This window comes from Pseudooctadecabacter jejudonensis, assembly GCF_900172275.1.
GTDB classification, from domain to species: domain Bacteria; phylum Pseudomonadota; class Alphaproteobacteria; order Rhodobacterales; family Rhodobacteraceae; genus Octadecabacter; species Octadecabacter jejudonensis.
In genome coordinates this window covers 534,047-559,765 of record NZ_FWFT01000001.1, presented here as the reverse complement: position 1 = coordinate 559,765, position 25,719 = coordinate 534,047, and the positions used below count along the sequence as shown (strand labels likewise).

25 protein-coding genes are annotated in these 25,719 nt (G+C 60.8%); 10 read left to right on the top strand and 15 right to left on the bottom strand.

Features of this window, described 5'->3' with window-relative positions:
* Window positions 1-36 precede the first annotated feature (36 nt).
* The 6 genes from PSJ8397_RS02660 to PSJ8397_RS02635 all read left to right on the top strand — a co-directional run bounded on the left by PSJ8397_RS02660 (window position 37) and on the right by PSJ8397_RS02635 (window position 5,616).
* Complete coding sequence (locus tag PSJ8397_RS02660) at window positions 37-270, top strand: hypothetical protein (protein WP_085862999.1); 234 nt, start codon at window positions 37-39, stop codon at window positions 268-270.
* A gap of 120 nt (window positions 271-390) precedes the next feature.
* Window positions 391-594, top strand: coding sequence for a hypothetical protein (locus PSJ8397_RS02655; RefSeq protein WP_085862998.1), 204 nt, complete (start codon window positions 391-393; stop codon window positions 592-594).
* Between the two features lie 33 nt (window positions 595-627).
* A complete protein-coding gene (locus tag PSJ8397_RS02650; protein WP_085862997.1) occupies window positions 628-957 on the top strand; it encodes a sarcosine oxidase subunit delta in 330 nt (109 codons plus the stop codon).
* Window positions 954-3,962, top strand: a complete 3,009-nt coding sequence (locus PSJ8397_RS02645; protein ID WP_085862996.1) for a sarcosine oxidase subunit alpha family protein — start codon at window positions 954-956, stop codon at window positions 3,960-3,962. The genes PSJ8397_RS02650 and PSJ8397_RS02645 overlap by 4 nt, the downstream gene beginning before the upstream one ends.
* Complete coding sequence (locus PSJ8397_RS02640; RefSeq protein ID WP_085862995.1) at window positions 3,955-4,482, top strand: sarcosine oxidase subunit gamma; 528 nt, start codon at window positions 3,955-3,957, stop codon at window positions 4,480-4,482. Before PSJ8397_RS02645 ends, PSJ8397_RS02640 begins: the two co-directional genes overlap by 8 nt.
* 123 nt (window positions 4,483-4,605) lie before the next feature.
* Window positions 4,606-5,616: a glycosyltransferase family 2 protein gene (locus tag PSJ8397_RS02635; RefSeq protein WP_085862994.1), complete on the top strand. Its 1,011-nt coding sequence runs from the start codon at window positions 4,606-4,608 to the stop codon at window positions 5,614-5,616.
* On the opposite strand, the gene PSJ8397_RS02630 is transcribed toward PSJ8397_RS02635, so the two are convergent.
* From PSJ8397_RS02630 to PSJ8397_RS02620, 3 genes are read right to left on the bottom strand one after another with little or no spacing between them, the layout of a single operon-like run.
* Window positions 5,589-6,401 (bottom strand): sulfotransferase domain-containing protein, encoded by an 813-nt coding sequence (locus PSJ8397_RS02630; RefSeq protein ID WP_085862993.1) that lies wholly within the window; start codon window positions 6,399-6,401, stop codon window positions 5,589-5,591. The genes PSJ8397_RS02635 and PSJ8397_RS02630 overlap by 28 nt on opposite strands.
* Window positions 6,398-7,426 (bottom strand): glycosyltransferase family 2 protein, encoded by a 1,029-nt coding sequence (locus PSJ8397_RS02625; RefSeq protein ID WP_085862992.1) that lies wholly within the window; start codon window positions 7,424-7,426, stop codon window positions 6,398-6,400. The genes PSJ8397_RS02630 and PSJ8397_RS02625 overlap by 4 nt, the downstream gene beginning before the upstream one ends.
* Window positions 7,423-9,321, bottom strand: a complete 1,899-nt coding sequence (locus PSJ8397_RS02620; protein ID WP_235000545.1) for a glycosyltransferase family 2 protein — start codon at window positions 9,319-9,321, stop codon at window positions 7,423-7,425. Before PSJ8397_RS02620 ends, PSJ8397_RS02625 begins: the two co-directional genes overlap by 4 nt.
* A 141-nt stretch (window positions 9,322-9,462) precedes the next feature.
* On the opposite strand from PSJ8397_RS02620, the gene PSJ8397_RS02615 reads away from it, so the two are divergent.
* Both PSJ8397_RS02615 and PSJ8397_RS02610 read left to right on the top strand, forming a co-directional pair.
* A complete protein-coding gene (locus PSJ8397_RS02615) occupies window positions 9,463-10,062 on the top strand; it encodes a superoxide dismutase (protein ID WP_085862991.1) in 600 nt (199 codons plus the stop codon).
* Window positions 10,063-10,283: 221 nt separating this feature from the next.
* Window positions 10,284-11,342, top strand: a complete 1,059-nt coding sequence (locus PSJ8397_RS02610; RefSeq protein WP_085862990.1) for an NAD(P)/FAD-dependent oxidoreductase — start codon at window positions 10,284-10,286, stop codon at window positions 11,340-11,342.
* A 74-nt stretch (window positions 11,343-11,416) separates the two neighbouring features.
* Here PSJ8397_RS02610 and eno read toward each other — a convergent pair whose 3' ends face one another.
* The 6 genes from eno to tyrS form a co-directional block, all read right to left on the bottom strand.
* Entirely contained in the window at window positions 11,417-12,691 is a 1,275-nt protein-coding gene (gene eno, locus PSJ8397_RS02605; RefSeq protein ID WP_085862989.1) for a phosphopyruvate hydratase, read from the bottom strand.
* A 55-nt stretch (window positions 12,692-12,746) separates the two neighbouring features.
* Complete coding sequence (locus tag PSJ8397_RS02600; RefSeq protein WP_085862988.1) at window positions 12,747-13,637, bottom strand: DMT family transporter; 891 nt, start codon at window positions 13,635-13,637, stop codon at window positions 12,747-12,749.
* 4 nt (window positions 13,638-13,641) lie between these two features.
* Window positions 13,642-14,343 (bottom strand): NYN domain-containing protein, encoded by a 702-nt coding sequence (locus tag PSJ8397_RS02595; RefSeq protein WP_085862987.1) that lies wholly within the window; start codon window positions 14,341-14,343, stop codon window positions 13,642-13,644.
* Window positions 14,333-14,755, bottom strand: coding sequence for a Fur family transcriptional regulator (locus PSJ8397_RS02590; RefSeq protein ID WP_085863461.1), 423 nt, complete (start codon window positions 14,753-14,755; stop codon window positions 14,333-14,335). Before PSJ8397_RS02590 ends, PSJ8397_RS02595 begins: the two co-directional genes overlap by 11 nt.
* Window positions 14,756-14,811: 56 nt before the next feature.
* The gene (locus PSJ8397_RS02585) at window positions 14,812-15,597 is read right to left on the bottom strand and encodes a GNAT family N-acetyltransferase (protein ID WP_235000544.1); all 786 of its coding nucleotides are present in this window, start codon (window positions 15,595-15,597) and stop codon (window positions 14,812-14,814) included.
* Window positions 15,598-15,741: 144 nt separating this feature from the next.
* Entirely contained in the window at window positions 15,742-17,025 is a 1,284-nt protein-coding gene (tyrS, locus tag PSJ8397_RS02580; RefSeq protein ID WP_085862986.1) for a tyrosine--tRNA ligase, read from the bottom strand.
* 59 nt (window positions 17,026-17,084) lie between these two features.
* On the opposite strand from tyrS, the gene PSJ8397_RS02575 reads away from it, so the two are divergent.
* Window positions 17,085-18,194, top strand: a complete 1,110-nt coding sequence (locus tag PSJ8397_RS02575) for an anhydro-N-acetylmuramic acid kinase (RefSeq protein WP_085862985.1) — start codon at window positions 17,085-17,087, stop codon at window positions 18,192-18,194.
* A gap of 115 nt (window positions 18,195-18,309) precedes the next feature.
* Here PSJ8397_RS02575 and PSJ8397_RS02570 read toward each other — a convergent pair whose 3' ends face one another.
* Entirely contained in the window at window positions 18,310-19,899 is a 1,590-nt protein-coding gene (locus tag PSJ8397_RS02570) for a trimethylamine methyltransferase family protein (RefSeq protein ID WP_085862984.1), read from the bottom strand.
* A 429-nt stretch (window positions 19,900-20,328) separates the two neighbouring features.
* On the opposite strand from PSJ8397_RS02570, the gene PSJ8397_RS02565 reads away from it, so the two are divergent.
* Window positions 20,329-20,928, top strand: a complete 600-nt coding sequence (locus tag PSJ8397_RS02565) for an outer membrane protein (protein ID WP_085862983.1) — start codon at window positions 20,329-20,331, stop codon at window positions 20,926-20,928.
* A 59-nt stretch (window positions 20,929-20,987) separates the two neighbouring features.
* Here the strand turns inward: PSJ8397_RS02565 and PSJ8397_RS02560 are convergent, their stop codons facing one another.
* The 5 genes from PSJ8397_RS02560 to PSJ8397_RS02540 form a co-directional block, all read right to left on the bottom strand.
* The gene (locus PSJ8397_RS02560) at window positions 20,988-21,806 is read right to left on the bottom strand and encodes an isocitrate lyase/PEP mutase family protein (protein ID WP_085862982.1); all 819 of its coding nucleotides are present in this window, start codon (window positions 21,804-21,806) and stop codon (window positions 20,988-20,990) included.
* Between the two features lie 159 nt (window positions 21,807-21,965).
* The gene (locus tag PSJ8397_RS02555; RefSeq protein WP_085862981.1) at window positions 21,966-22,301 is read right to left on the bottom strand and encodes a DMT family transporter; all 336 of its coding nucleotides are present in this window, start codon (window positions 22,299-22,301) and stop codon (window positions 21,966-21,968) included.
* Between the two features lie 8 nt (window positions 22,302-22,309).
* Window positions 22,310-22,939 (bottom strand): YitT family protein, encoded by a 630-nt coding sequence (locus PSJ8397_RS02550; protein WP_085862980.1) that lies wholly within the window; start codon window positions 22,937-22,939, stop codon window positions 22,310-22,312.
* A 96-nt stretch (window positions 22,940-23,035) separates the two neighbouring features.
* A complete protein-coding gene (locus PSJ8397_RS02545) occupies window positions 23,036-24,247 on the bottom strand; it encodes an NADP-dependent isocitrate dehydrogenase (RefSeq protein WP_085862979.1) in 1,212 nt (403 codons plus the stop codon).
* A 205-nt stretch (window positions 24,248-24,452) separates the two neighbouring features.
* The gene (locus PSJ8397_RS02540; RefSeq protein WP_085862978.1) at window positions 24,453-25,619 is read right to left on the bottom strand and encodes an HD domain-containing protein; all 1,167 of its coding nucleotides are present in this window, start codon (window positions 25,617-25,619) and stop codon (window positions 24,453-24,455) included.
* Window positions 25,620-25,719: the final 100 nt, after the last annotated feature.

The following is a 25,719-nucleotide window of genomic DNA, read 5'->3' as shown; positions in this document are numbered from 1 at the left end:
GGTGTTTCCCAAACGCCATAAAAAGGAGGACTTGAAATGGCTGACTACGATTTCTCAAAGCCGGCACCGGACCGGTCCCATCGCATCCCCATTGACGGGGGATCGGGTGCGGGCGGCGTGGGGTTTATTCTTGCGGGCCTCGCGATCATTCTGGTCGTGTTGTATGCCGTCTTCGGCGGGGCTGCGGTGCCTGTTGACCAGACGCCCGCAGAGGTCACGGCCCCTGCGGCCCCAGTGGCGGACGGGGCCCCTGCGGCACCGGCGCAATAACGCCCACGAGCCCTTACGAAGCGCACAAGGCGGGCAGGGCGCGGCCCTTGCCCCCTTGACCACAGGTCATTCGCACATAGGTGGCAGTGCAACCCGCATCTGCAACCTGACGAGAGACCCATGGACGCCATCCTTTCCCGCCTGCCTTCCCCAACCGACCTGTCTGACTGGGCCACGCGCCATCGGGGCAAGTTTGCGGGGCTTTTCGCTGGCACGGTGGGGCTGTTTGTCGTCACGACGTTCCTTACCGTTGCGATCACCGGCGTGCCCTATGGGGGCGAACGCCTCGATTCGGATCGCACGGTGGTTTACCCCAACTTTTAAGGGGGCGCGCGCCTCCGGACTGGAGGCTCGACCATGCTGATCCTTGAATGCCCCTATTGTGGGGTCCATGCCGAAGAAACGGAGCTGAGCCCCGGAGGTGAGGCGCATCTGAAGCGGTTTGGCCCAGGCTCGTCCGAGGACGAGTTTGAGGGGTATTTGTTCGTGCGCGAAAACCCCAAGGGCGTGCATTTTGAACGCTGGCGGCATGCCTATGGCTGCGGCAAGTGGTTTCACGCGGCCCGTTGCACCACCACGCTCGAGGTCTTTGGGACATATCCTGCCCAAACGACAGAGCCGCCCAAAGACATCAAAGACAAGATCAGCGCCAAACGACCGGGCTGGCGCTGGAGGGATTTCGCATGAGCACACGTCTGGCCAATGAGGGGCGGCTGATTGACCGGTCCCAACAGGTGAAATTTACGTTCAACGGCAGCCAGATGCGCGGGTTTGCGGGCGATACGCTGGCCTCGGCCTTGTTGGCCAATGACCAGATGCTGGTGGGGCGGTCGTTCAAATATCACCGCCCCAGAGGGATCGTGGCGTCTGGCGCGGAGGAGCCCAATGGGCTGGTGAACCTTGGTGCGGATGGCCGGTTTGAGCCCAACCAAAGGGTCACCACGCAAGAGGTGTTTGAGGGGCTGGAGGCCACGTCGCAGAACCACTTCCCCAGTCTTGAATTTGACGTGGGCGCGGTGAACGCGAAGCTGTCGAAGTTCATGCCTGCGGGCTTTTACTACAAGATGTTCATTCATCCGCGCCCGTTGTGGAAACATGTGTATGAGCCGTTTATCCGCAAGGCCGCCGGTCTGGGCCGCGCGCCCAAGGACCGTGATGCGGATGTGTATGAACATTTCTATTTCCACTGCGACGTGATGGTCGTGGGGGGCGGTGTGGCGGGTTTGACCGCTGCCCTGGCCGCAGGACGCGCGGGCGCGCGGGTGTTGCTGGTGGAACAGACCGCCCATTGGGGCGGGCGTGCGCCGGTGGATGGAGTGCAGATTGACGGGCTGGATGCGGACGCTTGGGTGCAGAATGCCCTGCAAGTCCTTGAAAAGATGCCCAATGTCACGGTCGTGTCCCGGTGCATGGGGGCTGGCGTTTATGATCATGGCTATGTGCTGGCGTATGAACGTCTGACCGATCATTTGGGCGACAAATCCGGGCCACGGCATCGGCTGTGGCGGGTGCGGGCGGCGCAGATTGTGACCGCAACGGGCGCGATTGAACGCCCCTTGAGTTTTGCGGGCAACGATGTGCCCGGGGTCATGCTGGCCTCTGCCGTGCGCGATTACGTGGTAAATTACGGCGCATCTGTGGGCGACCGGACGGTGGTTGTGACGAACAACGACGACGCCTACCGCACGGCGATTGCGCTGAAAAAGGCAGGGCTGGAGGTGCCTGCGGTGATTGACGCGCGCAGCGGTGCTGGGCCGTTGGCCCGTGAGGCCGAAGGCCTGGGTATCAAGGTGATGTTTGGCAAAGCCATAGCGTCCGTAAAGGGCGGCAAGCGCGTGACCGGTGTTGAGATTTGCGCCCAAGCGGGTGAGGGCGCGCCGCTGGAAGAGATCGCCTGTGATTCGGTGGCCATGTCCGGCGGCTGGTCACCCGTGGTGCATCTGTGGTCCCATTGCGGGGGCAAATTGTTGTGGGACGCGGGCCAGAGCCATTTCCGTCCCGATCCGGACCGCCCGCCACTGGGCGCGGATGGTGCTGGCTTTGTTCTGCCCGCAGGGGCCGCCACGGGCGCACTGAGCACCCACGACTGCGTCGTGACCGCCCACCGTGCGGGCGCCGATGCGGCGAAGGCGGCAGGGCAGTTCAACGCGCCCGGCACCGCGCCTGCCGCAGATGCGCCCGATGAGGCCCCGATGGAGGCCGTGTGGATGATGCCGCAGGGTGCGTCTTATAAACTCCGGTCCAAGATGTGGCTGGATTATCAGAACGACGTCAAAGTGTCTGATGTGCAGCTGGCCGCGCAAGAGGGGTATGAGAGCGTCGAGCACACCAAACGTTATACCACCCTCGGGATGGCAACAGATCAGGGGAAGTTGAGCAACATCAATGGTTTGGCGATTTTGTCGGACGCTTTGGGCCAGCCCATTCCCGCGACGGGCACAACGACGTTCCGCCCGCCCTATACGCCGATTTCGCTTGGATCTATCGGCGGTGAGGCGTCGGGGGCATTGTTCCAGCCGCTGCGCAAAACGCCGATCCATGACTGGTCCGACGCCCATGGGGCCGATTGGGAGCCTGTGGGCCAGTGGCGCCGTGTCTATGCCTATCAGCAGACCGGTGAGAGTGTTGAGGACGCCGTGAACCGTGAGGTGAAAAACACGCGTGAGAATTTGGGCCTGCTCGATGCTTCGACACTTGGCAAGTTGATCGTCAAGGGCCCCGATGCGGGGCGCTTTCTGGACATGATGTACACCAATCTGATGTCGACCTTGCCGGTGGGCAAATGCCGGTACGGATTGATGTGCAACGAACAGGGGTTCTTGATGGATGACGGCGTGGTCGCCCGCATCGATGAGGACACGTGGCTGTGTCACACCACCACCGGCGGGGCGGACCATATCCATGGGCACATGGAAGAATGGTTGCAGACCGAGTGGTGGGATTGGAAGGTCTACGTCGCCAATGTCACCGAACAATATGCGCAGGTGGCTGTGGTTGGGCCCAAGGCGCGCAAGGTTCTGGAAAAGCTCGGCGGGATGGATGTGTCGAAAGAGGCGCTGCCGTTTATGCAGTGGCGCGACGGGGTGATTGGCGGGTTTGACTGCCGGGCTTACCGGATCTCATTCTCGGGCGAATTGTCATATGAGATTGCGGTCAAAGCCTCAGACGGGGCGGCGTTTTGGGATGCCTTGATGGAGGCGGGGGCGGAGCTTGGCGTTATGCCTTACGGCACCGAAGCCTTGCACATCTTGCGGGCCGAGAAGGGCTTCATCATGATCGGGGATGAGACGGATGGCACCGTGATCCCGCAGGATCTGGGGCTGAATTGGGCGCTGTCCAAGAAGAAGGATGATTATCTGGGTAAGCGCGGCCAGCAGCGCACGGCGATGCAAGACCCGGATCGTTGGACCTTGGTGGGGCTTGAGACGGTGGACGGATCTGTCCTGCCGGACGGGGCCTATGCGACGGATGAGGGCGAGAATGCGAATGGGCAACGCAATGTGCAAGGGCGTGTGACCTCAACCTATTACAGCGCCAATTTGGGGCGCGGGATTGCCATGGGGTTGGTGCGGCATGGGCCGGACCGCATGGGCGAGGTGATCCAGTTTCCGCGGGTGGATGGCACGGTTGTGCATGCCAAGATCGTGTCGCCGGTGTTTTATGATGTGGACGGGGAGAAACAGAATGTCTGATCTGGCCAAAGTGATCCGCCATAGCGCGCGCGGGATGATCACGCTGCGGGGCGATCTGACGTCGTCCCCGTTGAAGAAGGCCGTCAAGGCCGCGACCGGATATACGGTGCCCAAGGCGGGCCACATCGCGGGGGATGACACCAAGGGTGTAATCTGGATGTCACCGGATGAGCTGTTGGTGATGGTGCCTTATGGGGAGGTCGAGGCGACATTAGCTGCGCTGGATAAGACCCTGTTGGGTAAGCATTATTTGGCGGTTGACGTGTCGGATGCGCGGGCTGTTTTTACGGTTGAAGGCGCGCAGGCCCATGAGGTTTTGGCGCGGGTTTGCCCTGTGGATTTGCATGCAGACAGTTTTGCCGTTGGCGCGTTTCGGCGCACGCGGATGGCGCAGGTGGCGGCGGCGATCTGGCGGCATGAGGCAGGGTTTGACGTGATCTGTTTCCGCTCTGTCGGGGATTATGCCGAAGGGCTGTTGCGCAACGCGGCGGCGGCGGCCCCAACGGGGGCCTTGGGCTGACGCCGCGTGGTGTCGCCCTCTGTGTCTCTCTGGCGCGACACCTTTGTGTCCGGCTACGCTTTGTCATGACGCGGCGGCATCGCTTTGGTATGGTGCGACAAACAAACAAGGGCAGTCCGCACCATGCGCATCACATCCGTCACGCCGATGAAAAACGAGGCGCCGTTTCTGTTGGAATGGGTGGCCTATCACCGCATGATCGGCGTCAACGATATGTTGGTTTTTTCCAACGATTGCACGGATGGCACCAACCTGATGTTGGAACGTCTGGATGAAATGGGCGTGCTGCGGCACTACCCCAACCCGTCCATGTATCTGGCGCGCGACAAACACCATCTGCAGGTCATCCGCTACATCAACACCTCCGAACGGCTGCCGCGGTCTGACTGGGTGGTGAGTTTTGACGTCGATGAATTCATTTGTGTGAACACCGGTAAGGGCCATCTGGAGGATCTGTTCAACGCCGTGCCCGACGCAAACATGATCGTGATGAACCAGCACAATTTTGGCTGTTCAGACATTGTGCCCTTTGAGGACGCGTTGCTGACGCGGCAGTTTCAATACGCCTGGGACAAGGAAAAGGCCTATCACGCGCGGTTGAACCGGCGGGGGACGAAAACGCTGACCCACCAATCGGCGGAAGCGAAGGCGTGGCACAACCATTCGCCGGTGTTTCATGGCGACAAGCTGGACAAAGTGCATTGCGTCAACGGTTCAGGCATCCGACAGACGGAGCAGGATTTCACCAAAGACATCAAAAGCTTACTGCATCCGCATTTCGGGTTCGATCTGGTGCAGTTGAACCATTACGCCCTGCGCGCGGTTGAGACCTATATGCTGAAGGTCGATCGCGGGAATGCGAACCATGCGGACGCAAAGGACGCGATGGCCTATTGGCGGCGCTACGACAACAACGACCTGCACGACACCAACATCCAGCGCATGACCGATGACATTGACACGGCCCGCGATGAGTTGCTGAAGGATGCGGAGCTGAAAAGCCTACACACAGCGGCGGTGGATGTGGCGCAGCGGCGCATTGCGGCGTTCAAGAAGCAGCCCGAGATGCAATCCCTGCTGAGTAAGATCAAACGTTACCGCGAAAATCACACGTTGGCGGCATCGTCCGCATAAACCTGTGCGGCGGGGCGGCATTGGTCGATCCATGTGCCGTCTGTGGCATAGCCCAGTTTGATCAGGGCATCGCCGTAGGCCGCGTGATATTCCACCGCGATTTCCAGGGGCAGTTTGCGCATCCATTGGGCGGCTTTGCCGGATTTGACGTGGTCTTTGACGTTGCCTTTGCGGCCGTCTTTTTGGCCACCGAACAGCGATTGTTCCCAATAGGACTGCAGCACGCCGTCCACGTCGAAGCCCTCGACGTCGAAATCGGTGATGATCTGGCGCATGCGCGCCATGTCCGCATCTTCAATCATGTCTTCGTATTTGACGTCGGCCACATGGGGGTGACCCGCGGGCCAGCGCAGCATTTCGCGCAAGGTGGCCTTGTGTTTGTGGTGCATTTCAAACCGCATCTGATCCAGCGGGCGGGTCAGGGAATTGATCTTTTCCTGATAGTTCATGCCGCCCCATTGATCACGCGGGCGGGCCAGCCATTTTTCATTGCCGGTTTTGGCCGTCAGATGATAGCGCGCGCCGGAAATCAGCACATCGCGGGGGTCGCGGATCATGTGCAGGGCGCGGGTTTCGGGCAGATCAAGGATCGCGGTGGGGATGTCGGAGGACCAGTTCACCACCAGCGCGGGCCCGCGTTCGGGCAGATCGGCAGGCGTCGATTTGCCATTCACGCGCACCACGGGAATATCGCGCGATGTCGCAAAGCGGTGAAACGTGCGCCGCATCCAGACGGTGCCGGTTTTGTGGTGGGTGCCGATGCAGAGGAAACGCGGTTGGCTCATGGGACGTCTTCGGGCTTCTTCATAGGCTCAAATATGCCGGTGTCGATGAAGGTGCGGAATTCGGGCACGGTCAGCTGGTAGTCCAGCACGCGCTGCGAACAATCGGCACAGGCGCGGGCGAGGGCGGCCAGATCCGCGTCCTCAAGCCACGTGTTCATCTGGTCGCGCACACCGTCATTGCGGATGGTCGAATCCTCATGTGTGTTGATGTCGTATTTGTCCCAATAGTCCATGTCGATGCGGCCCTTGTTCTTGGAATTGGCCGTGCCGCGCAGACGTTTGAGCAAGAAATCCTCACGCGATTTGATGGCGTAGTGGTTCACTTGCGCAAATTCGTTGGTGACGTTTTCTTTGCTGCCGCGCCAGCCTTTGCGCAGGTAGGCGTCCCCCATGGGTTTGCCGGCGGCGTTCGTCCAGGTGACTTTGCCGGGTTCGACGTCGGTTTCCTTGCGCCATTTGGGACGGTGCACGCCGAAGAAATCAAACTTGCCGGGCCGAAAGAGGGTTTTGAAGCCCCAGACAAGGCCATTTTCCGGGTCTTCGAAGCTGGACCCACGGGTGAACCGGTCGGTGACCAGTTCGCCGTTCATCGGGTCAATCGACATCTTGGATTGCCCGACAGAGCCCATGAGCCGCCAGTTGATGGAAATCGCATCAGGATCGCCGCAGGCGTGGATCAGATCATCCAGCGTGCCGTCGCCCACATGGATGTTGAGAAATTCGTCCGCGTCCACAATCAGCACCCAATCGGCGGATTTGACCCATTTGAGACGGTTGGCGCGGCTATAGGCAGAGCGCTGCGGGTCCATATTCGGGCCTTGCGGGTTGTCGTAGTGTTTGACGACGCCCAACTGGTCCAGCCGGTTCAGCATCAGGTTGGTGCCGTCGGTGCAATCATTTGAAAAGATACAGAATTCGTCGATCCCGATCTTTTTGTGATAGGCCAACCATTCCAGCAGGTAGGGGCCTTCGTTTTTCATTGTGGTGACAAGGACCTTGCGGCCCGCGTTGGGGGCTTTGGTCATTTTGAGGCGGCCTTTTTGGTGCTGGTTTTGCGAGATGTCGCCTTTGCCGTGGTCTTTTTGGTGCTGGTTTTTCGCGCTGTTGTCTTGGGGGCGGCCTTTTTGGGGGCGACCTTGGTTGATTTGGCCGGGGTTGATTTGGCCGGGGTTGATTTGGCCGGGGTTGATTTGGCCCCAGTTGATTTGGCCCGGGTTGATGTGGCTTTGGGGGCGGCGTCCACCGCCGGAACGGTGCCGTCCGGGCTTTCGATGGTGGTCGACGCCTCAACCGTGACGTTTTCGACAATGGCATCGAGGGAGGGGGCGGGTTCGTTGAGATCGACGACCGCTTGCGGGGGCTGGTCCGTCTGAGCGGCGGTTTTAGCCTGTGCTTTCAAGACCTTGCGGGCGTTTTCTGCTTTGGCCAGCAGTTTGGCCGCACTGGCGTCCTTGGGGTCCGCGGCCTGCGCGGCGAGCGCGATTTTCTGGGTGCGTTCGTTCATCAAGGGCACGCCCAGCCCTGCGGCGGCCTCCGTGTTCATAAACGGATTGTCCAAGGTGTCGCCCTTGCTTTCGCGGCCCCGCAACTGGTGCGCATCAAGCTTTTCTTCCGCATTTTCACCGGCAGCCGCCAAAAGCGCCTGACGGGTTTCGCCCTTTTTGGCGGTTTGCGTCTGGGCGATCATTTTGGCGATTTTCTTGTCCGGGATGCCTGCGGCCTGCAGTTCCTTGACCTTTTGCTGCCATTCCTTGGGCAGGTGCTGAATGAAGAGGACCTCATCCAGTTTATCCAGCGGAATCTGCGAGGCCTCTTTCAGTTCAGCCACCCATGTGTCGTATTCGCCAGAGGTGCGCAGCATCTCAACCCGTTTGGCGTGAAACTCCAACGCTTTGTCCTGCAAGTCACGCATGATGGGATCGCTGAGGATCTTTGCCATCTTCTTTTTCACGCCCTTGGCGTGACGCACGGCGTTCATGTGTTCCTCTTCGTTGCGGTCAAAGAGGGCGAAGTAGGCGGCGTTGTATTTGTCTTCCTTGTTGTTCACGTTGCCGCGCACACGGCGCAGCAGATACGCCTCATACGATTTGACGGCGTAGTGGTTCAGTTCCACCCATTTGTAGCCCAGTGTGGGTTTGGTGGACCGCCAGCCCGACAGCGAAAATTCATCGGGCATGGGTTTGCCGGAGCCGTTGAGCCAGAGTTGATCAAACAGCAGTTTCGCGTTTGCCGGTTCCTGTTTGGCCTTTTTGATGTGGGGCCGGTGGATGCCCAGTTTCATGTCGCGGTAGGGCTTGAACATGGTTTTCACGCCCCAGCCTTTCTTGAACATGTCAGGCGCGGCGGAGGTGTAGTTTTCCGTCACCAGCCCGGGGTTCCAGTCGGTGATCCCGTTGGAGCCAAAGAACCGCCATGTGATGGCGATGGCGTCAGCCGCGGGGTCCATCCGTTCGACCAGATGATCGATATGTCCGCGGCCGCATTTGATGGACAGAAATTCATCCGCGTCCATCGTGAGGATCCATTCACTGTCCGTCACGTCGGGGTTTTTGGTGGCCAGCATCAGCGCGTTGGGCTGGGGTTTTTTGCCTTCAGGCACGTCATTGCGGAAATGTTTGACCCAGCCGAGTTCTTCAAGGCGGATCAGCATGTCATCGGTCCCGTCGCCACAGTTGTTGGTGTAGACGCAGATGTTATCAAAGCCGATGTGGGTGTGATAGGCGACCCATTCCACAAGGGAATGGCCTTCGTCCTTCATCATCGACAGGATGGTGTATTGGTGTTTCGCCATCAGTTCTGGCCCGATGTCAGGGGTCTGCGGCGCGGGGGTGTGAAACCTGTCACGTGTGGTCTGCCTGTTCTCGCGCGGTGCGCGTATTGGATCGGCCCGTTGGCCGGACGCTTTCTGTGGCGACAGCATAGCGACCTGAGGCCCCAAGTCCACTGTTGCCAAGGGGGAAACAATGGGAATTGCGGTCTAAATGAACCAATCGCCTTGACGCCGCCCGTCTGAGGGCTTTGTTAGGTGGCAGAGATTACCAATACCTAAAGGAGTGCCCTGATGGCTTTCGAACTTCCTGATCTTCCCTATGCCCATGATGCGCTTGCCGCCAAAGGCATGTCCGCGGAGACGCTGGAATACCACCACGACCTGCACCACAACGCCTATGTGACCAACGGCAACAAGGCGATTGAAGGCACCGAGTGGGCCGACAAATCCATGGAGGAGATCATCAAGGGTACTTATGATCCCAATGCCGTGGCGCAAAACGGCATCTTCAACAACATCAGCCAGCTGTGGAACCACAACCAGTTCTGGGAAATGATGGGGCCGGGCGACAGCGCGATGCCCGGAGAGTTGGAGACGGCCATCGTTGAAAGCTTCGGGTCTGTCGACAAGATGAAGGATGAGTTCAAGGCCGCTGGCGCAGGTCAGTTCGGGTCCGGTTGGGCGTGGCTGGTGAAGGACACTGACGGTGGCCTGAAGGTGACCAAGACCGAAAACGGTGTGAACCCTGTGTGTTTCGGCCAGACGGCGCTGTTGGGCTGCGATGTGTGGGAGCATTCCTACTACATCGATTTCCGCAACAAACGTCCTGATTATCTGTCGAACTTCCTCGACAATCTGGTGAACTGGGAGAACGTCGCGTCGCGTCTGTGAGACCATTGCGATCTGCATTTGAGAACGGCGTCCTTGGGGGCGCCGTTTTTTGTTGGATTGATGGGGGTGTTTCGAAGGGGCTGCCGCCCCTTCGATCCGGCCCTAAAATTATATAATTTTAGGGGCCTCCGGCGGAGGTATTTTTGACCCAAAGAAACGGAGCGGCACCTTGTTTGGGCCGCGCGCGTGGGTAGAGTGTCGGCGTGAACGGGGATGGCGTTATGCGTGTGTGTATCATCGGTGCGGGGATCATTGGGGCCTGCGTGGCAAGGCATTTGGCGCGCAAGGGGATTGATGTCACGGTTCTGGATGCGGGTGGCGCGTCGGCCTCTGCCGCGTCATTTGGGTGGATCAATGCCAGTTTCTTCGCAAATCCGGCCCATCATGCGCTGCGGGCCGAGGGCCTTGCGGCGTGGGGGCGGTTGCGGGACGCTGTGCCGAATGTGCCGATAAAGGTTTGCGGTGCGGTGTCATGGGAGGCACAGGGGGCCGCGTTGGACCAGATGGCGGCGGACTTGACCGATTTGGGTTATGACCATGAGGTGTGGGGGGGCAAGATGCTACGGGCCGCTGAGCCCGATGTGCTGGCCGATCCTGAACGGACGTTGGTTTTTCCACAAGAGATGGCCGCGGATTCTGCCGGTGTGGCGCGCGCAGTGTTGGAAGCGTCAGGCGCGCGTGTGGTGCGTGGGGTGCGGGCCCTTGGTATTTTGGGCGCAGACGCGGTGACCGGCGTGGACACGTCCTTGGGTCGCATCGCAGCGGATCATGTGGTGGTCGCGGCGGGCACAGGCGCTGAGGCGGTTTTGGCGACCTGCGGGGTGCGTCTGCCGATGCTGACGCGCCCCGGTGTGTTGGTGCGCACCACGCCCGTGGAGGCGCGGATCGGGCGGATTTTGGTCACCGATCATGGGGAGGTGCGACAGTTGCCGTGCGGCCGGTTGCTGGCGTCCGCTGTGGCCAATCATCAAGGGGATGAGGCAGACACGGTGGTTGAGACACCCGATGAGATTGCCACCCGCGTTTTGGAGTGGTTGTCTCCGTTGGTGCGCGGCGGTGTGTCTGGGTGGGATCAGGTGCGTTTGGGATACCGCCCCATGCCCGCTGACGGTTTGCCGGTGATTGGGGCTGCGGGGCCAAAGGGCCTGCACGTTGCTGTGATGCATTCTGGTGTGACGCTGGCCGCCGTGGTGGGGGAGATTCTGGCCGCGCAGATCACAGGGCAGGCCACGAACGCCCAGGCCCATTTGGTCGCGCCCTTTGACGCGGGACGGTTTTGAGCCTTGTCGGTGGATCAGTGACGCCGCAAAAAGGCCCCTGCGTGAGACAGGGGCCTTTGCTGGATCAGCGATATTTATTTCAGGATAGACCGGCCCGCATAAACGGCGGTGTCTTCCAGCATTTCCTCAATCCGGATCAGCTGGTTGTATTTCGCCAGCCGGTCGGAGCGGGCCAGAGAGCCGGTTTTGATCTGGCCGCAGTTGGTGGCGACGGCGAGGTCGGCGATGGTGGCGTCTTCGGTCTCGCCAGAGCGGTGTGACATCACGTTGGTGAAGCGCGCGCGGTGGGCCATATCGACGGCGGTCAGGGTTTCTGTTAACGTCCCGATCTGGTTGACCTTCACCAGCATGGAGTTGGCCGACCCGCGTTCGATGCCCATGGACAGGCGCGCGGGGTTGGTGACGAAGAGGTCATCGCCCACCAGCTGGATGTTGTCGCCCAGACGGTCTGTCAGGGCCTTCCAGCCGTCCCAATCGTCTTCGGACATGCCGTCTTCGATGGAGATGATGGGGTAGTCGTCGCACAGTGCTGCGAGGTAGTCGACGTTTTCGGCGCTGGTCAGCGATTTGCCTTCGCCGGCCAGTTCATATTTGCCGTCCTTGTAGTATTCGGTCGCCGCGCAATCGAGGGCCAGATAGATGTCTTCACCGGGCTTATATCCTGCTTTTTCGATGGATTTCAGAATGAAATCAAGCGCGTCGCGGGTGGAGCTGAGGTTGGGGGCAAAGCCGCCTTCGTCGCCGATGCCGGTGCTGAGGCCAGCGGCGGACAGCTCCCCCTTGAGGGTGTGGAAGACCTCGGAGCCCATGCGCACGGCCTCGCGGATCGAGGTGGCGCTGACCGGCATGATCATGAATTCCTGAATGTCGATCGGGTTGTCGGCATGTTCGCCGCCGTTGATGATGTTCATCATGGGAACGGGCAGGGTGCGCGCGGCGGTGCCACCGATGTAGCGATACAGCGGCTGGGCGGTGAACTCGGCGGCGGCTTTGGCCACGGCCATGGAGACACCCAGAATGGCATTGGCCCCCAGTCGGCCCTTGTTGTCGGTGCCGTCCAATTCGATCATCGTCATGTCGATGGCGACCTGTTCGGTGGCGTCAAAGCCCACGATGGCCTCGGCGATTTCGCCGTTCACGGCGGCCACGGCCTCAAGCACGCCTTTGCCTTTGTAGCGGGCCTTGTCGCCGTCGCGCTTTTCCACGGCTTCGTGCACGCCGGTGGAGGCGCCGGAGGGCACAGCGGCGCGGCCCAGTGTGCCGTCTTCAAGGGTCACATCAACCTCAACCGTTGGGTTGCCGCGGCTGTCGAGGATTTCGCGGGCGTGGATGTCGATGATGGTGGCCATGAGAAGGTCTCCTAATGGTGAGGTGTTAGCGCAAACAGCGCAGGTGACACGGCCCCTATAACGGGTCCGTTGACGCTTGGGAAGTGCGGTTCAGGCGGGCTTCGCGCAGCAGGGTGAAAAGACCGGCGGCGATGACGATAGTGACGCCCAGCAGGGTCAGCGCATCGGGGACTTCGGAAAAGAACAGCGCGCCCAGCACCAGCGCAAAGAGCATGCGGGAGTAGCGGAACGAGGAAATGAAGGCCGCATCACCTGCACGGGTGGCCGCAATGATGCACAAATAGGCGACCATGCCCACGAAGACGCACAGGATCAGGATGGCCCATTCGTATAGCGTGGGCCAGACGAGGGGTTGCCCCCAGATCACGCACAACAGCAGGCCTGCAGGGACAAGGCCCATGAAGGCGGCGATGGACAAATGCGGGCCGCTGATGTCGGAGTTCAGGCTGCGTGTGACCAGATCGCGGGAGGCCAGGCCCAACATGCCGATGATTGCCAAGATCACCAGTGGGTCAAAGCTTGCGGCCCCCGGTTTGACGATCAACAGGACGCCTGCAAAGCCGATGAGGATGGCCAACCAGCGCCGCCAGCCCACGGTTTGGCCCAAGAACAGCGCCGCCCCCATGGCCACGACCAGCGGGGTGGCCTGAATGATGGCCGAGGCGAGCGTCAGGTCAATCAGGGCGAGGGACGAGACGAAAAACATGGAGCCCACGGCCTCAAGCGCGGAGCGCAGCACCACCTTGGGGGCCCGTTGGCTGGCCACGAACGCCGGCTGGCCCCGTGCCACAAGGCCAACAGCGAAGGCAATGATGCCGCCCAACCCGATAAAGGCCACGATTTGGCCGGTGGGGACAGTGCCGGACAAGCCTTTGATCAGCGCGTCTTCGACTGCGAAGCCAAACATTGAGGCCGTCATCAGGGCCGCGCCCCGCAGGTTTTCCATCGGTTTAATCCTTGAGCCGGATCAACAGGTTATTGCCGCTTTTCTTGGTTTCAATCCCTGTGAGCGCCCGCGCCAGACCGGACAGTTTCGCATGGCCATAGCTGCGCGGATCAAAATCGGGGTGGGCGGCCAGGATCATCGAGCCGACGCCGCCCAGATTGTACCAATCGTCTTCGATGTCGATGCGGTTCATGGCCTCGACAAACAAATCGTAGGCTTGGGCCAATTCGGTGGTCTGGGCTTTGGGCTTGGCCGCGGGTGTTGCATCGCCGGTGAGGTTTTCGATGAGGATGAAGCGGTTGCAGACATTGCGCAAGGAATCGGGGGTCTTGGCCTCTCCGATGCCGATCACGGTCAGACCGTCTTCGCGCAGCCGGTTGGCCAGCGCGGTGAAGTCACTGTCTGAGGACACCAGCACAAAGCCGTCGAATTTTGACGTGTGCAGGATGTCCATGGCGTCAATCACAAGCCCAATGTCGGAGGCGTTCTTTTGACGGGTGTTGGCGGTTTCCTGACGGGCGACAAGGCCCAGCGAGGGGATGATCTTGGACCAGCCGCGCAACATGTCCGACGACCAATCGCCGTAGACGCGGCGCAGGGCGGGCTCACCTATGCGCGACACCTCTTTGAGGATTGCTTCGGCGTGTTTGGCGGGCACATTGTCCGCATCAATCAACACGGCCAGAAGGGGGCGTTCATCTGCCATCGGGTTTGCCTTTCTTGACGCCGTAGAGTTCCAGACGGTGCCCCTTGAGGGTATAGCCCAGCTTTTCGGCAATTTTTTCCTGCAGGGCTTCGATGTCTGGATCAATGAATTCGATCACGTCGCCGGTTTGCAGATCAATCAGGTGGTCGTGATGTTCGCCCCCTGCGGTTTCATAGCGCGCGCGGCCATCGCCGAAATCGTGCTTTTCGAGGATGCCGGATTCTTCGAACAATTTGACCGTGCGGTAGACGGTCGCCAGAGAGATGCGCGGATCCTTGGCGGAGGCGCGGGCGTAGAGTTCTTCGACGTCGGGGTGGTCTTGGGCGTCTTCAAGGACGCCTGCGATCGTGCGGCGTTGGTCGGTCATGCGCAGGCCGCGGGCCTCACAGCGGGACAGGATCGTGTCGGTCATAGGGGCGGTGTAAGTGAAAGGCTGGGGCGGGGCCAGCCCAGAATGCGAAATAGGGATCAGGACAGCCGCAGCCATGTGCCGCCCAAGGGCCGCGCCTGCGCACCGGTGCCAAGTTTGAACCGTGCAAGGCCGCGCCCGCTGTCGGTGTCCGTGTCGACAAGGCCCAGATCCAGCCGTGTGATGCCCGACCTGGCCAGTGTTTCAGCGGCATGGGTCAGCAGCACGCGTGGGGCCTGGAGGTGGTGCCCCAAGGGGGTGCTGACCGCGATCTGGTAGGTGGCGGTGATGCCATGGGTCAGGATCAGGCAGCCTGCGACCGGGTGGCCCTTGGCGTAGGCCTCAAACAGATGCGCCGCACCGGGGGAGAGGGCGGCGTAGCGCGACAGGAGTGCCGAAGGGTAGGTGCGGTATTTGCGGGCGCGGGCCTGTGCGGCGCCTTGGGTCAGCACCCAGTGGGGGCGGCCGTCCCAGATGTGATGGCGGATGCGCAGGCCCGCGGCCTCCCCTTTGACCAACCGGTTGCGCCATTTGCCGGACATGGCGCGCCGCAGATCAGGCTGTGTCAGGTCCCATTCGGCCACATGGGCGGGGGTGAGGATTTGGCGATAGCCCAAACGGCGATAAGCGCGGGGCGTGTCGGTTTCCGCGTTGACGATACGGGGGCGGCTGCCCAGCTGGTCCGCCCGCACCCGTGAGGCAAAGGTGACATGGGCGCGGCCCAGATAGCGTTTGAGAACCACAGGCGCGTCGGAGGCCACAAAGGCGCCATAGGCGCGCAGTGCGGCCAGAAATTCAGGGGATTGCTGCAAAGGAGTGGGCGGCAAGGCGGTCATGGCGGGCATTAACCCCACCTTTACCTAAGACAGGGTTAATGGGGGCATGAAACATCTGCCCCCGCTGCCCAGCCCCCGCCTGACACCCCTTGCCGCCGCCCTGATTGCGGTGATCATCGCCGTGCCCGTAGGCACCCTGTTGGGGGTGCTGTTCTAGCCCAGTTGCACCAGCGCGTGACGTTTTTTGCCCGCGCTGAGCTTGATTGGTGTGCCCAGATCGGCGGCGGTGATCAAGGTGCCCGCGTCCGTCAGGGCCGCATCGTTCATCTTGGCGCCGCCTTCGGCGATCAGGCGTTTGGCCTCTTTGCCGCTGCCGGCAAGGCCGGATTTGACGATCAGCTGAACGATGGAAATGCCGTCGCCCACGTCCTCGGCTGTCAGGGTCAGGGTGGGCAGGTCATCGCCCACGCCGCCCTTTTCAAACACCTCTTTGGCGGTCTGCGCCGCCGCATCGGCCGCGTCGGCCCCGTGCAGCAAGGTTGTGACCTCGTTGGCGAGGATGATCTTGGCCTCGTTGATCTCAGACCCTTCAAGGCGGCCCAAACGGTCACATTCCTCAACCGGCAATTCAGTAAAGAGTTTCAGGAATTTGCCGGTGTCCGCGTCCGTGGTATTGCGCCAGAACTGCCAGAATTCATAAGGGGATAGCATGTCGCCATTGAGCCAGACCGCCCCGCCTTGGCTTTTGCCCATCTTGCGCCCGTCTGAGGTGGTGAGAAGCGGCGTGGTCAGCCCGTAAATCTCATTGTCGAGCACACGGCGCGTCAGGTCGATCCCGTTGACGATGTTGCCCCATTGATCGGACCCGCCCATCTGCAGCAGACAGCCGTAGCGGCGGTTCAGCTCCAGAAAATCATAGGCCTGCAGGATCATGTAGTTGAATTCCAGAAAGCTTAAGGATTGTTCGCGATCCAGCCGTGATTTCACGCTTTCAAACGACAGCATCCGGTTGACCGAGAAATGCCGCCCGATGTCGCGCAGAAAATCGAGGTAGTTGAGGTGATCCAGCCATTCCGCGTTGTTGAGCATCAGGGCGCGATTATCATGCCCTACCGCTTCGCTGCTTGAGGGCGTGGGGTTATCGCCATAGTCGAGGTACTTCGCAAAGACCTTCTGCATGCCTGCGATATTGGCGTCGATCTGTTCTGGTCCCAGAAGCGGGCGCTCATCTGAGCGGAACGACGGATCGCCCACCTTCGTGGTGCCGCCGCCCATCAAGGTGATCGGCTTGTGCCCCGTCTTTTGCAGCCAGCGCAGCACCATGATGTTCATCAGATGCCCCACGTGTAGCGACTGCGCGGTGGCGTCATAGCCGATGTAGGCGGGCACCGTGCCCTTCGAGAACGCCTCATCCAGGCCCTGATAATCCGTGCAATCGGCCAGAAAGCCACGCTCCATCATGATGCGGATGAAATCGGATTTGGGATGGTAGGTCATGGTCTCGTCCTGCTAGTTTGCATGTGTCTATAGGGGCCGCGCGGGAAAAGGGGAAGGGTATGTTGAAACAGGATGTGGTGCGCGTGGTCGGGCTGATGTCGGGCACATCGCTGGACGGGATTGATGCGGCTGAGATTGTGACCGATGGGCACCGTGTGCTGGAGTTTGGGCCGGTGGCCTACAGGCCCTACACCGATGCCGAACGCGCGCTTCTCAAAGGGGCGATGGGGCGCTGGCAAGACGACGATGTGGCCGAGGTTGCAACGATGGTCGAAGACCTGCACGCCGAGGTGGCAGCGGAGTTTGCGGATGCGGACCTCGTGGGGTTTCACGGACAAACGCTGGCCCATGATCCTGGCGGGCGCGGCACCCATCAGGCCGGCGATGGCGCGGAACTGGCGCGGGCCCTGGGCAAACCGGTGGTGTGGGATTTTCGCAGCGCTGATGTGATGATGGGCGGGCAGGGCGCACCACTTGCGCCATTTTATCACTTTGCCCTTGCACAACACCTGGCCAGACATCTGGGCGCGGATGCCCCATTGGCGATGCTGAACCTGGGCGGAGTGGGTAACCTCACGTGGATTGACCCGGCGGCCAGCGCGCCCGAAATGGACGGCGCTTTGTTGGCGTTCGATACAGGTCCCGCCAATGCCCCGATCAACGATCTGGTCTCAACCCGCACAGGCGCGGCTTTCGATGCACAAGGCGCGCTGGCCGCCAGCGGTACAGTGGATCAAGACATGGTCGAGCGGTTTATGCACCATGCGTATTTTTACAAAGTGCCGCCCAAATCACTTGATCGCGACGCCTTTGCTGACCTGTTGACGGATGTGGCTGATCTGACCCTGCAAGACGCCTGCGCCACACTGACGGCTGCCGCGGCCACTGCCATCTCCCAAGCTGTAACGTTCTGTCCAACGCCCCCTTCACATATTTTGGTTGCTGGGGGCGGGCGGTTGAACCCGACGATGATGTCCATGATCGCCCAGCAGGTTCCCATGACCGTCTCTGCGATCGAAGATGTCGGGTTTGACGGTGACCAGCTTGAGGCACAGGCCTTTGCCTATCTGGCCGCCCGCGTCCTTAAGGGGCTGCCCACGTCGGCCCCCGGCACAACAGGGGTCGCCGCGGCCATCGGCGGCGGCACAGTCTCCGGGCCTGCGTCGTAAAACAACCTCTGCTTCTTTGGGTCAAAAATACCTAAAAGGAGCAAAGTCTTGCAAAGACTTTGCCCTCAAAATCTTTTCAAGATTTTGCGCCCGCCCGCCTGCCGGGCGCAATCGTTCAGGCGGGCAGGTGGATGTTGAACCGGGCCCGCAGTTGGGCGTCCAAGCCAGCGTCGAACCGTGCCTCGGACCGTGTGGCCAAAATCGCCTCTTTGCGTGCGATGGCGTTTTGCACCAGATTGGGGCGGTCGTTTTCGGCCCATTCCTTCGGGCTCATCCGGTTGCCCAAGGCGGGATACACGCAATCACGTTCCATATGGCTGAGCGTGCGGTCCGTGCCCAGATAATGACCCGGCGCTGGGGCGTCGGCTGTCCCCAGACAGACCTGCGCCATTTGATCCAAGGCCATCGTTTCGTCGTCAACCTCGATCCCGCGCACGCAGCGCAGGGCCTGGCCGATCAGGTCATCACCCAAGATCAGGCTTTCGTGGCAAAAGCCCAGAAGGGACGCATGCATCCCCGCGGCCTCATACACCATGTTAAGACCGCTAAGACCCGCCATGACATTGGAACACATCTGTTCCCAGCCCGCCTGCATATCGGGCATTTTGCTGTCCGATGCCCCGCCAGCGGCCCCGCCGGGCAGGCCATAAAACGCGTGCATTTGCGCGCAACCGGCGGTCAAAAGCGCCTGTTCGCCGCTGCCCACAGTCATGGCCCCTGTCCGCAGATCCAACCCGAAGGGCCATGTGCCAAAGATGGCCGGATGGCCGGGCGCCATGGCGTTCACATAGACCACACCGGCCAGACATTCGGCCACCGACTGAACGATCGCCCCTGCCGTGGTCGACGGCGCGGTGGCCCCTGACATGCCCGCGGACAACAGCAGCACGGGCATCCCGCCACGGATGCACATCTCCATTGTTTCGCAGGATTCAGTCGCGAACTTCATGGGGGGGACCACGAAACAGTTGGAATTCGACATGAAGGGCCGCGCGCGAAAGACGTCTTCCCCGCCTGCAATCATATAGAGCATCTCAAGACAGTCGGGCATGTGCGACGGGTCGCTGAACGAGGTGCCGATGTGTTTCGTTGTCCCTGCAGCACAGGCATAGATGGTGTTCAAATCCATCTCGAGGTTGTCGGTGATGTCGCGGGCGACCATGGGACGTTGCAGAAAGTGGATGTTGTCCAGAACGTCCGTGATCCGTGCCGCATCGTGCAGATCCTGCAAGGTGCTGTCGCGGTAGTCATTGCCCATCACGTCGACCATATTCACCGCAGCACCGGCGGTCCCGTAGTGCACACGGGTGCCGCTGAGGTCGAGGTCATGGCGCGGATGGCGCCCCCTCAGCGTGACGTCTTTGCATGCCAGCGCCAACATGTCCTCGACCAGGGCGCGGGGGAACCGCAGCCGTCCATCGTCGCCGAGGAGCGCGCCCGCGCCGACCATGATTTCAACCCCTGACGGGGGCGCATCGGCAAGGCCGATGGTCTCAAGGGCGGTCAGCGCGGCCTCATGGATTTTGGCCACATCGGTCTCGGACATTGGTTTATAGGTGCCCCCCGACATGCCGGGGCGGATTGGGCGCATGTCATCGGAGAGTTTAGCAGCACGGGCGGCATGACGGGCGGCGCGTCCGCCGGAGCGCGCGGCGCGGCGGCCTGTTTGAGGGTCGGGTGAAGCGTTTGGGGTATCGAGGGACATCGGTGGTCTCCTTTGGCAAAGTCACAAGAATTGGGTGAATTCACAAAAGGGGGCGGCCCCGCGCGGCACGGCCACGCCGCGCGCCTGTTGTGCGCAAAACGCGCAATCCGGTTGCCTGGGTAAAAACCACGGTCGTCATAAGATCAGTATGCGGCCGTATACGGGGGGCGATCTTGCCTGTTTGCGACCTGTCTGATTTTTTGTCCTTCCGGACGAATGACCCTGAAACTTGGATCATTCACGATGATGTGTTTTGCGGGCTTGCGCGTTGTTTCGCCTGCAAATAAGGGCGCGATGCGCAGGTCTGCGCCGTTTTTTGAATTTGTTTGAAATACCGTGGAACCCTTGGTCCCTCTTGTCGTTTGAGTGTCAGCAGATGGGGCGCGCCGGTGGTGTGCCCCACATGGACAAATAAAAAGGACATGACCCATGAAACGCATGATTATCGCACTGACATCCGCAACCGCGCTGACAGCCGGTGCAACCGCTGCAACCGCTGGCAACATTTCTGAGCCTGTTGTCGAAATGGCGCCGGCCCCTGTGGTCGTGGCCCCCGTTCCGATGGGCAACGACTGGACCGGTTTTTATGCAGGTGCATCGTTGGGCTACGCCGAGGCGAGCGAAGATGATGAGACCGTCTTTGACGGTGACGGCGCCACCTACGGCGTGCACGCAGGCTACGATTACGACTTCGGCAGCTTCGTGTTGGGCGGTGAGCTTGAGATTTCCGCATTTGATGTGAGCGACAACGACATCGATGTGGACAGCGTGGCCCGCGCAAAGCTGCGCGCCGGGTATGACGCAGGCGCATTCCTGCCCTATCTGACTGTCGGTGCAGCCCAATTGAACACCGGTGGCGCTCTTGACGGCGACGACACCGGCAGCTTTTACGGTGTTGGTATGGATTACATGATGTCCGACAGCATCCGCGTGGGTGGTGAGATCCTGCAGCACGACTTCGATGATTTTGAAGATGCTGTGAATCTAGATGCTACGACTGCGTCGCTGCGTGTGTCCTTCCAGTTCTAATCCGTTCGTTTGAGTACGAGTAACGTAGGCGCGGCGGATTTTCCGCCGCGCTTTTGCGTTCAGGGGGGGGGTGTGCCGTGTCTCAGGAGGCCATCAACGGTGTCGCCAGAGATTGAGGTGCCAAGCGCCGAGAAATCCCCGCGCCCCAGCATGGCCTCGGCCGCGTCGTGGATGACCCTGTGGGCGGCCCGTGCCATGGCAGACCCCAGCGACAGACGCGCGGCCCCCGCGCGGGCAAAGGCGTCGCGGGTTTGGGCGGTATAGGTCGGGCCTGCCACCAAGACATTGACGGGCGCTGAGACGCTTGAGCAAATGCGCGCCACGTCGGCCATTGATTTGGGAAGAGGCGCGTAAAGACAATCCGCGCCTGCGGCCTCAAACGCCTGCAGACGTTGGATCGCCTGTTCGATATCGTAGGCGCCCGTCATGATGCCGTCCGCCCGTGCGGTCAGGACAAAATCGCGGGGCAAGGCGCGGGCGGCGGAGGCCGCGGCGCGAATGCGGTCGGTGGCGAGGTCCATGTCGTAGGCATCCGGTGAGGGCAGGGCGATGTCTTCGATGCAGATGCCTGCAAGGCCCACTTCGGCGGCGAGGCGCACGGTTTCGGCCACGGTGTCGGGGTCATCGCCCCAGCCGTTTTCAAAATCGCCCTGCACCGGAAGGCGGGTGGCGGCCACGATGTCTTGGGCATGGGCCAGCGCCTCATCGCGGGTGACGCCGAGGCCATCGGGGCGGCCCAGCGTAAAGGCATGGGCTGCCGAGCTTGTCGCCAAAGCCTGTGCGCCCATGGCCGCCAACATGCGCGCGGAGCCTGCATCCCAGACGTTGGCGAGGATGAAAGGGTTGCCCGGTTGGTGAAGGTCGCGAAATGACGTCATGGTCTGTCCTTTGTCCGTTTCGAATTTGCGGGGCAAATCCGACCCGCGCGCGCGGGCGCGCGGCGGGGGTTTGGGGGACGCTGTCCCCTCGGGCCGCTTTGGCGGCCCTCACCCCTGAGGTATTTTTGACCCAAAGAAGCGGGGGAGCAAGGGGCGGTGTTAGTGCGTTGCGGTTTTGCTGAACACTTGAATGATAACGATGCCGGTCAGGATCAGTGTCATTCCGATAATGGCAGGCAGATCAAGGGTTTGGCGAAAGACGACCCAGCCGATGAGGGCGATGAGCACGATGCCGGAGCCCGACCAGATCGCATACATGATGCCCACGGGCATGTGTTTGAGGGTGAGCGCCAGCAAGTAGAAGGCCGCCGCATAGCTGATCACCACGATCACGGAAGGTAGAGGTTTGGTAAACTGCTGGCTGGCCTGCAGCGCGGTGGTGCCGATGGTTTCAAAGATCACGGCGACGAGGAGGGTGATGAGATGGGTGGGCATGGGGGACCTCAGGTGGCGACGTACCAATCTTTGCGGTGATTGAAGGTGATGATCAGGTTGACGATCAGCGCGCCGAGCAGCGAGAGCAAGACGGCGGAGACGTTGAGGAGGGCGAAGGCGGCCAGAAAGATGCAGGCATCAAAGGCCAGTTGCACCAAGCCTGCGCGAAAGCCGGTTTTTTCTTGAACATAGAGGGCCAGAATGCCGACACCGCCGAGGCTTGCGCCGTGGCGGAAGATGGCCAGAAGGCCCGCACCTGTGAGCAGGCCGAAGACGATGACCCCGAAGACGGGGTTGAGGGTGTCGAAGGTGATCAGCGCGGGGAACAGGATAGAAAAGCCGGAAACAAGCGCCACGGAGATCAGCGTTTTCAGGACGAAGCGCGTGCCGATGCGTTGAAGGCCAAGCCAGTAGAACGGCAGGTTCACGACGAAAAAGGTGAGCGCAAAGCTGTAGCCTGTGGCATAGCTGATCAGCAGCGCAAGGCCTGCAGTCTGGCCTGTGATAAGCCCCAAATGCGTCAGGAAAACAAGGCCTGTTGCCGCCATGGTCGTGCCCGTGAGCAGGCCTTGCACATCCTCAAGCAGGGTATGACGGCGGGGGCGGTTTTTGGGTGGGATGCGGGTGTCGTCGGCCATGGGTTTTACGCGTAGGGGGCAGACGGTGGGCTGTCCAGCGAAAAGGCCACCCGCGGCTTTGGCGGGTGGCCTGATCAGGAGGGCCGATTAGGTATTTTACCCCAAAGCCTTTTGGAGGTTCTCATCGATCTTTTCGAGGAACCCCGTTGTCGTCAGCCAGCTTTGATCGGGACCCACGAGGAGGGCAAGGTCCTTGGTCATGAAACCGGATTCGACTGTTTCGACGATTACTCTCTCAAGAGTTTCTGCAAAATTCGTTAACGCCGCGTTCTCATCGAGTTTGGCGCGGTGTTTCAGGGCGCCGGTCCACGCATAGATCGAGGCGATGGAGTTGGTTGAGGTCGCTTCGCCCGCCTGATGTTGGCGGTAGTGGCGGGTGACGGTACCGTGGGCGGCCTCGGCCTCGACGATTTTGCCGTCGGGGGTCATGAGTTGCGAGGTCATGAGGCCGAGCGAGCCAAAGCCCTGTGCGACGGTGTCGGATTGGACGTCGCCGTCGTAGTTTTTGCAGGCCCAGACGAATTTGCCGGACCATTTCATGGCAGAGGCCACCATGTCGTCGATCAGGCGGTGTTCGTACCAGATGCCGGCCTCTTCGAATTTGTCTTTGAATTCTGCGTCAAAGATCTGTTGGAAGATCAGCATGAACTGGCCATCGTATTGTTTTAGAATGGTGTTTTTGGTGCTGAGATACACGGGCCAACCAAGGTTGAGGCCGTAATTGAAGGACGCACGTGCGAAATCCTCGATGGATTTGTCGAGGTTGTACATGCCCATGTAGACGCCGGAGGAGGGGGCGTCGTAGACTTCATGTTCGATGACCTCGCCGTCTTCGCCGACGAATTTCATGGTCAGTTTGCCGGGCCCGGGGAATTTCATGTCCGTGGCTTTGTACTGGTCGCCAAAGGCGTGGCGCCCGATGACGATGGGGTTTGTCCAGCCTGGCACCAGACGGGGGACGTTCTTGCAAATGATGGGCGCGCGGAAGACGACGCCGCCCAGGATGTTGCGGATCGTGCCGTTGGGGGATTTCCACATCTTTTTGAGGCCGAATTCCTCGACGCGGCCTTCGTCGGGGGTGATGGTGGCGCATTTGACGGCGCAGCCGACTTCTTTCGTTTTTTCAGCGGCTTGCACGGTGACTTGGTCGTCTGTGGCGTCGCGGTTTTCCATCCCGAGATCGTAGTAGAGCAGATCGATGTCCAAATAGGGCAGGATCAGTTTGTCCTTGATGAAGGCCCACATGATGCGGGTCATTTCATCGCCGTCCATCTCAACGATTTGGCCTGTGACTTTGATCTTGTCCATGGGTTCGGTCCCCTTCATCTGGCTGTGATTTGAGGGTCGGATAGACCATTGCTGCTGTCAAGAAAAGGGGTCGTATGCAAATGTATACATATAGATGTGCGTGTCACGCGGTGAAGGCTTTGTCAAAAATTCGTCGTATGGCTGGCGTATGGCTGGCGTATGGCATGCGTATGGCTGCAGGGTGGCACAGCTGTTCACCCGGCGGTCAGGTATTGGCCGCAAACCATGCGTCGATTTCGGGACAAAGTGCGTCCCAGACGGCTGCGGCACCCCGTTTGACTTTGACGCCCACGCGGGTCTCGATCTGGTCGCGGGTGACGTTGTAATCGCGCCAGCTGCCCCCGTCGGTGGCCAGGTTGCAGGTCAGCGGTTGCGCACGGTCGAGGGATTTGGCGAAGATCGCATCGGGGCTGGCCGCGGCCTCAAACTCATCCCAGATGGCGCGCAGGGGGGCGGATTGGACCGCGGGCAGCAGGCCAAAGATGCGGGTTGCGGCGGCCTGTTCCTGGGCCGCGACTGCGGCGGCGTCGAAGGTGCCGTGGATCGGATTGTCGCCTGCGTCGACCTCAACCAGGTCATGCAACAGAAGCATTTGCAGCACCCTTTCGATCCGCACGGGCTGCGTGCTGTGTTCTTGCAAGGTCAGCGCCCAGAGCATGATGTGCCAGCTGTGCTCAGCCGAGTTTTCGCGGCGGGAGCCGTCGTGGATCGTGGTGCCTCGCGTCACGGATTTGAGGCGGTCGGCCTCCATCACGAAGCGCATGCGGGCGGCAAGGGTTTCGGACACCACCGGTTGGCGGCGGTTGAGCAATGCGCTGGCAAGGTCGAAGACCTCAGGCCAGTCGTCGTGCAGGTGGCCGAAGCGTCCGGTTGTCTGGATCTGGTGGAGCACATCGCGGTCGGTGGGCGTCATGTGGGGATTGGACAGGGCCAGAAACATCGGTTGCGCTTTGTCGAGCATGCGGGCGAAGGCGGCATCGGTGGTGGAGCCGTCCTCAAACTCATCCCACAGGGTGCGGAAGGCGATGGTTTGATCGGGGGGCAGCAGGCCGAAAAGGCGGTCGGCGGCGGCCCGTTCGGCGGCGTGGACGGCATCGGCATCGTGGGGCAGGTGGATCGGATGATCGCCTGCATCGATTTCAACGAGGTCATGAAGCAGCAGCATGGACCAGACCCGGGCGAGATTTGCGCCTCTGGACTGATCTTCAAACACCAACGCCCAGAGACACAGATGCCACGAGTGTTCGGCGGAATTTTCAAGGCGGGAGCCATCGGCCAGAGGATTGGCGCGGGTGATGGTTTTCAGTTTGTCGGCCTCAGCCAGGAAGGCCAGTTGGGGGGCGATGCGGTCAGCTGGTGTGGGGATGGGCATGCGGGAACGTTTCTTTGGGAGGCGCCTAAAATTATGTAATTTTAGGGGTGGGACCAAAATTCCGGAATTTTGGTGTCAGCGGGATGCGGTTTTGTGCCAG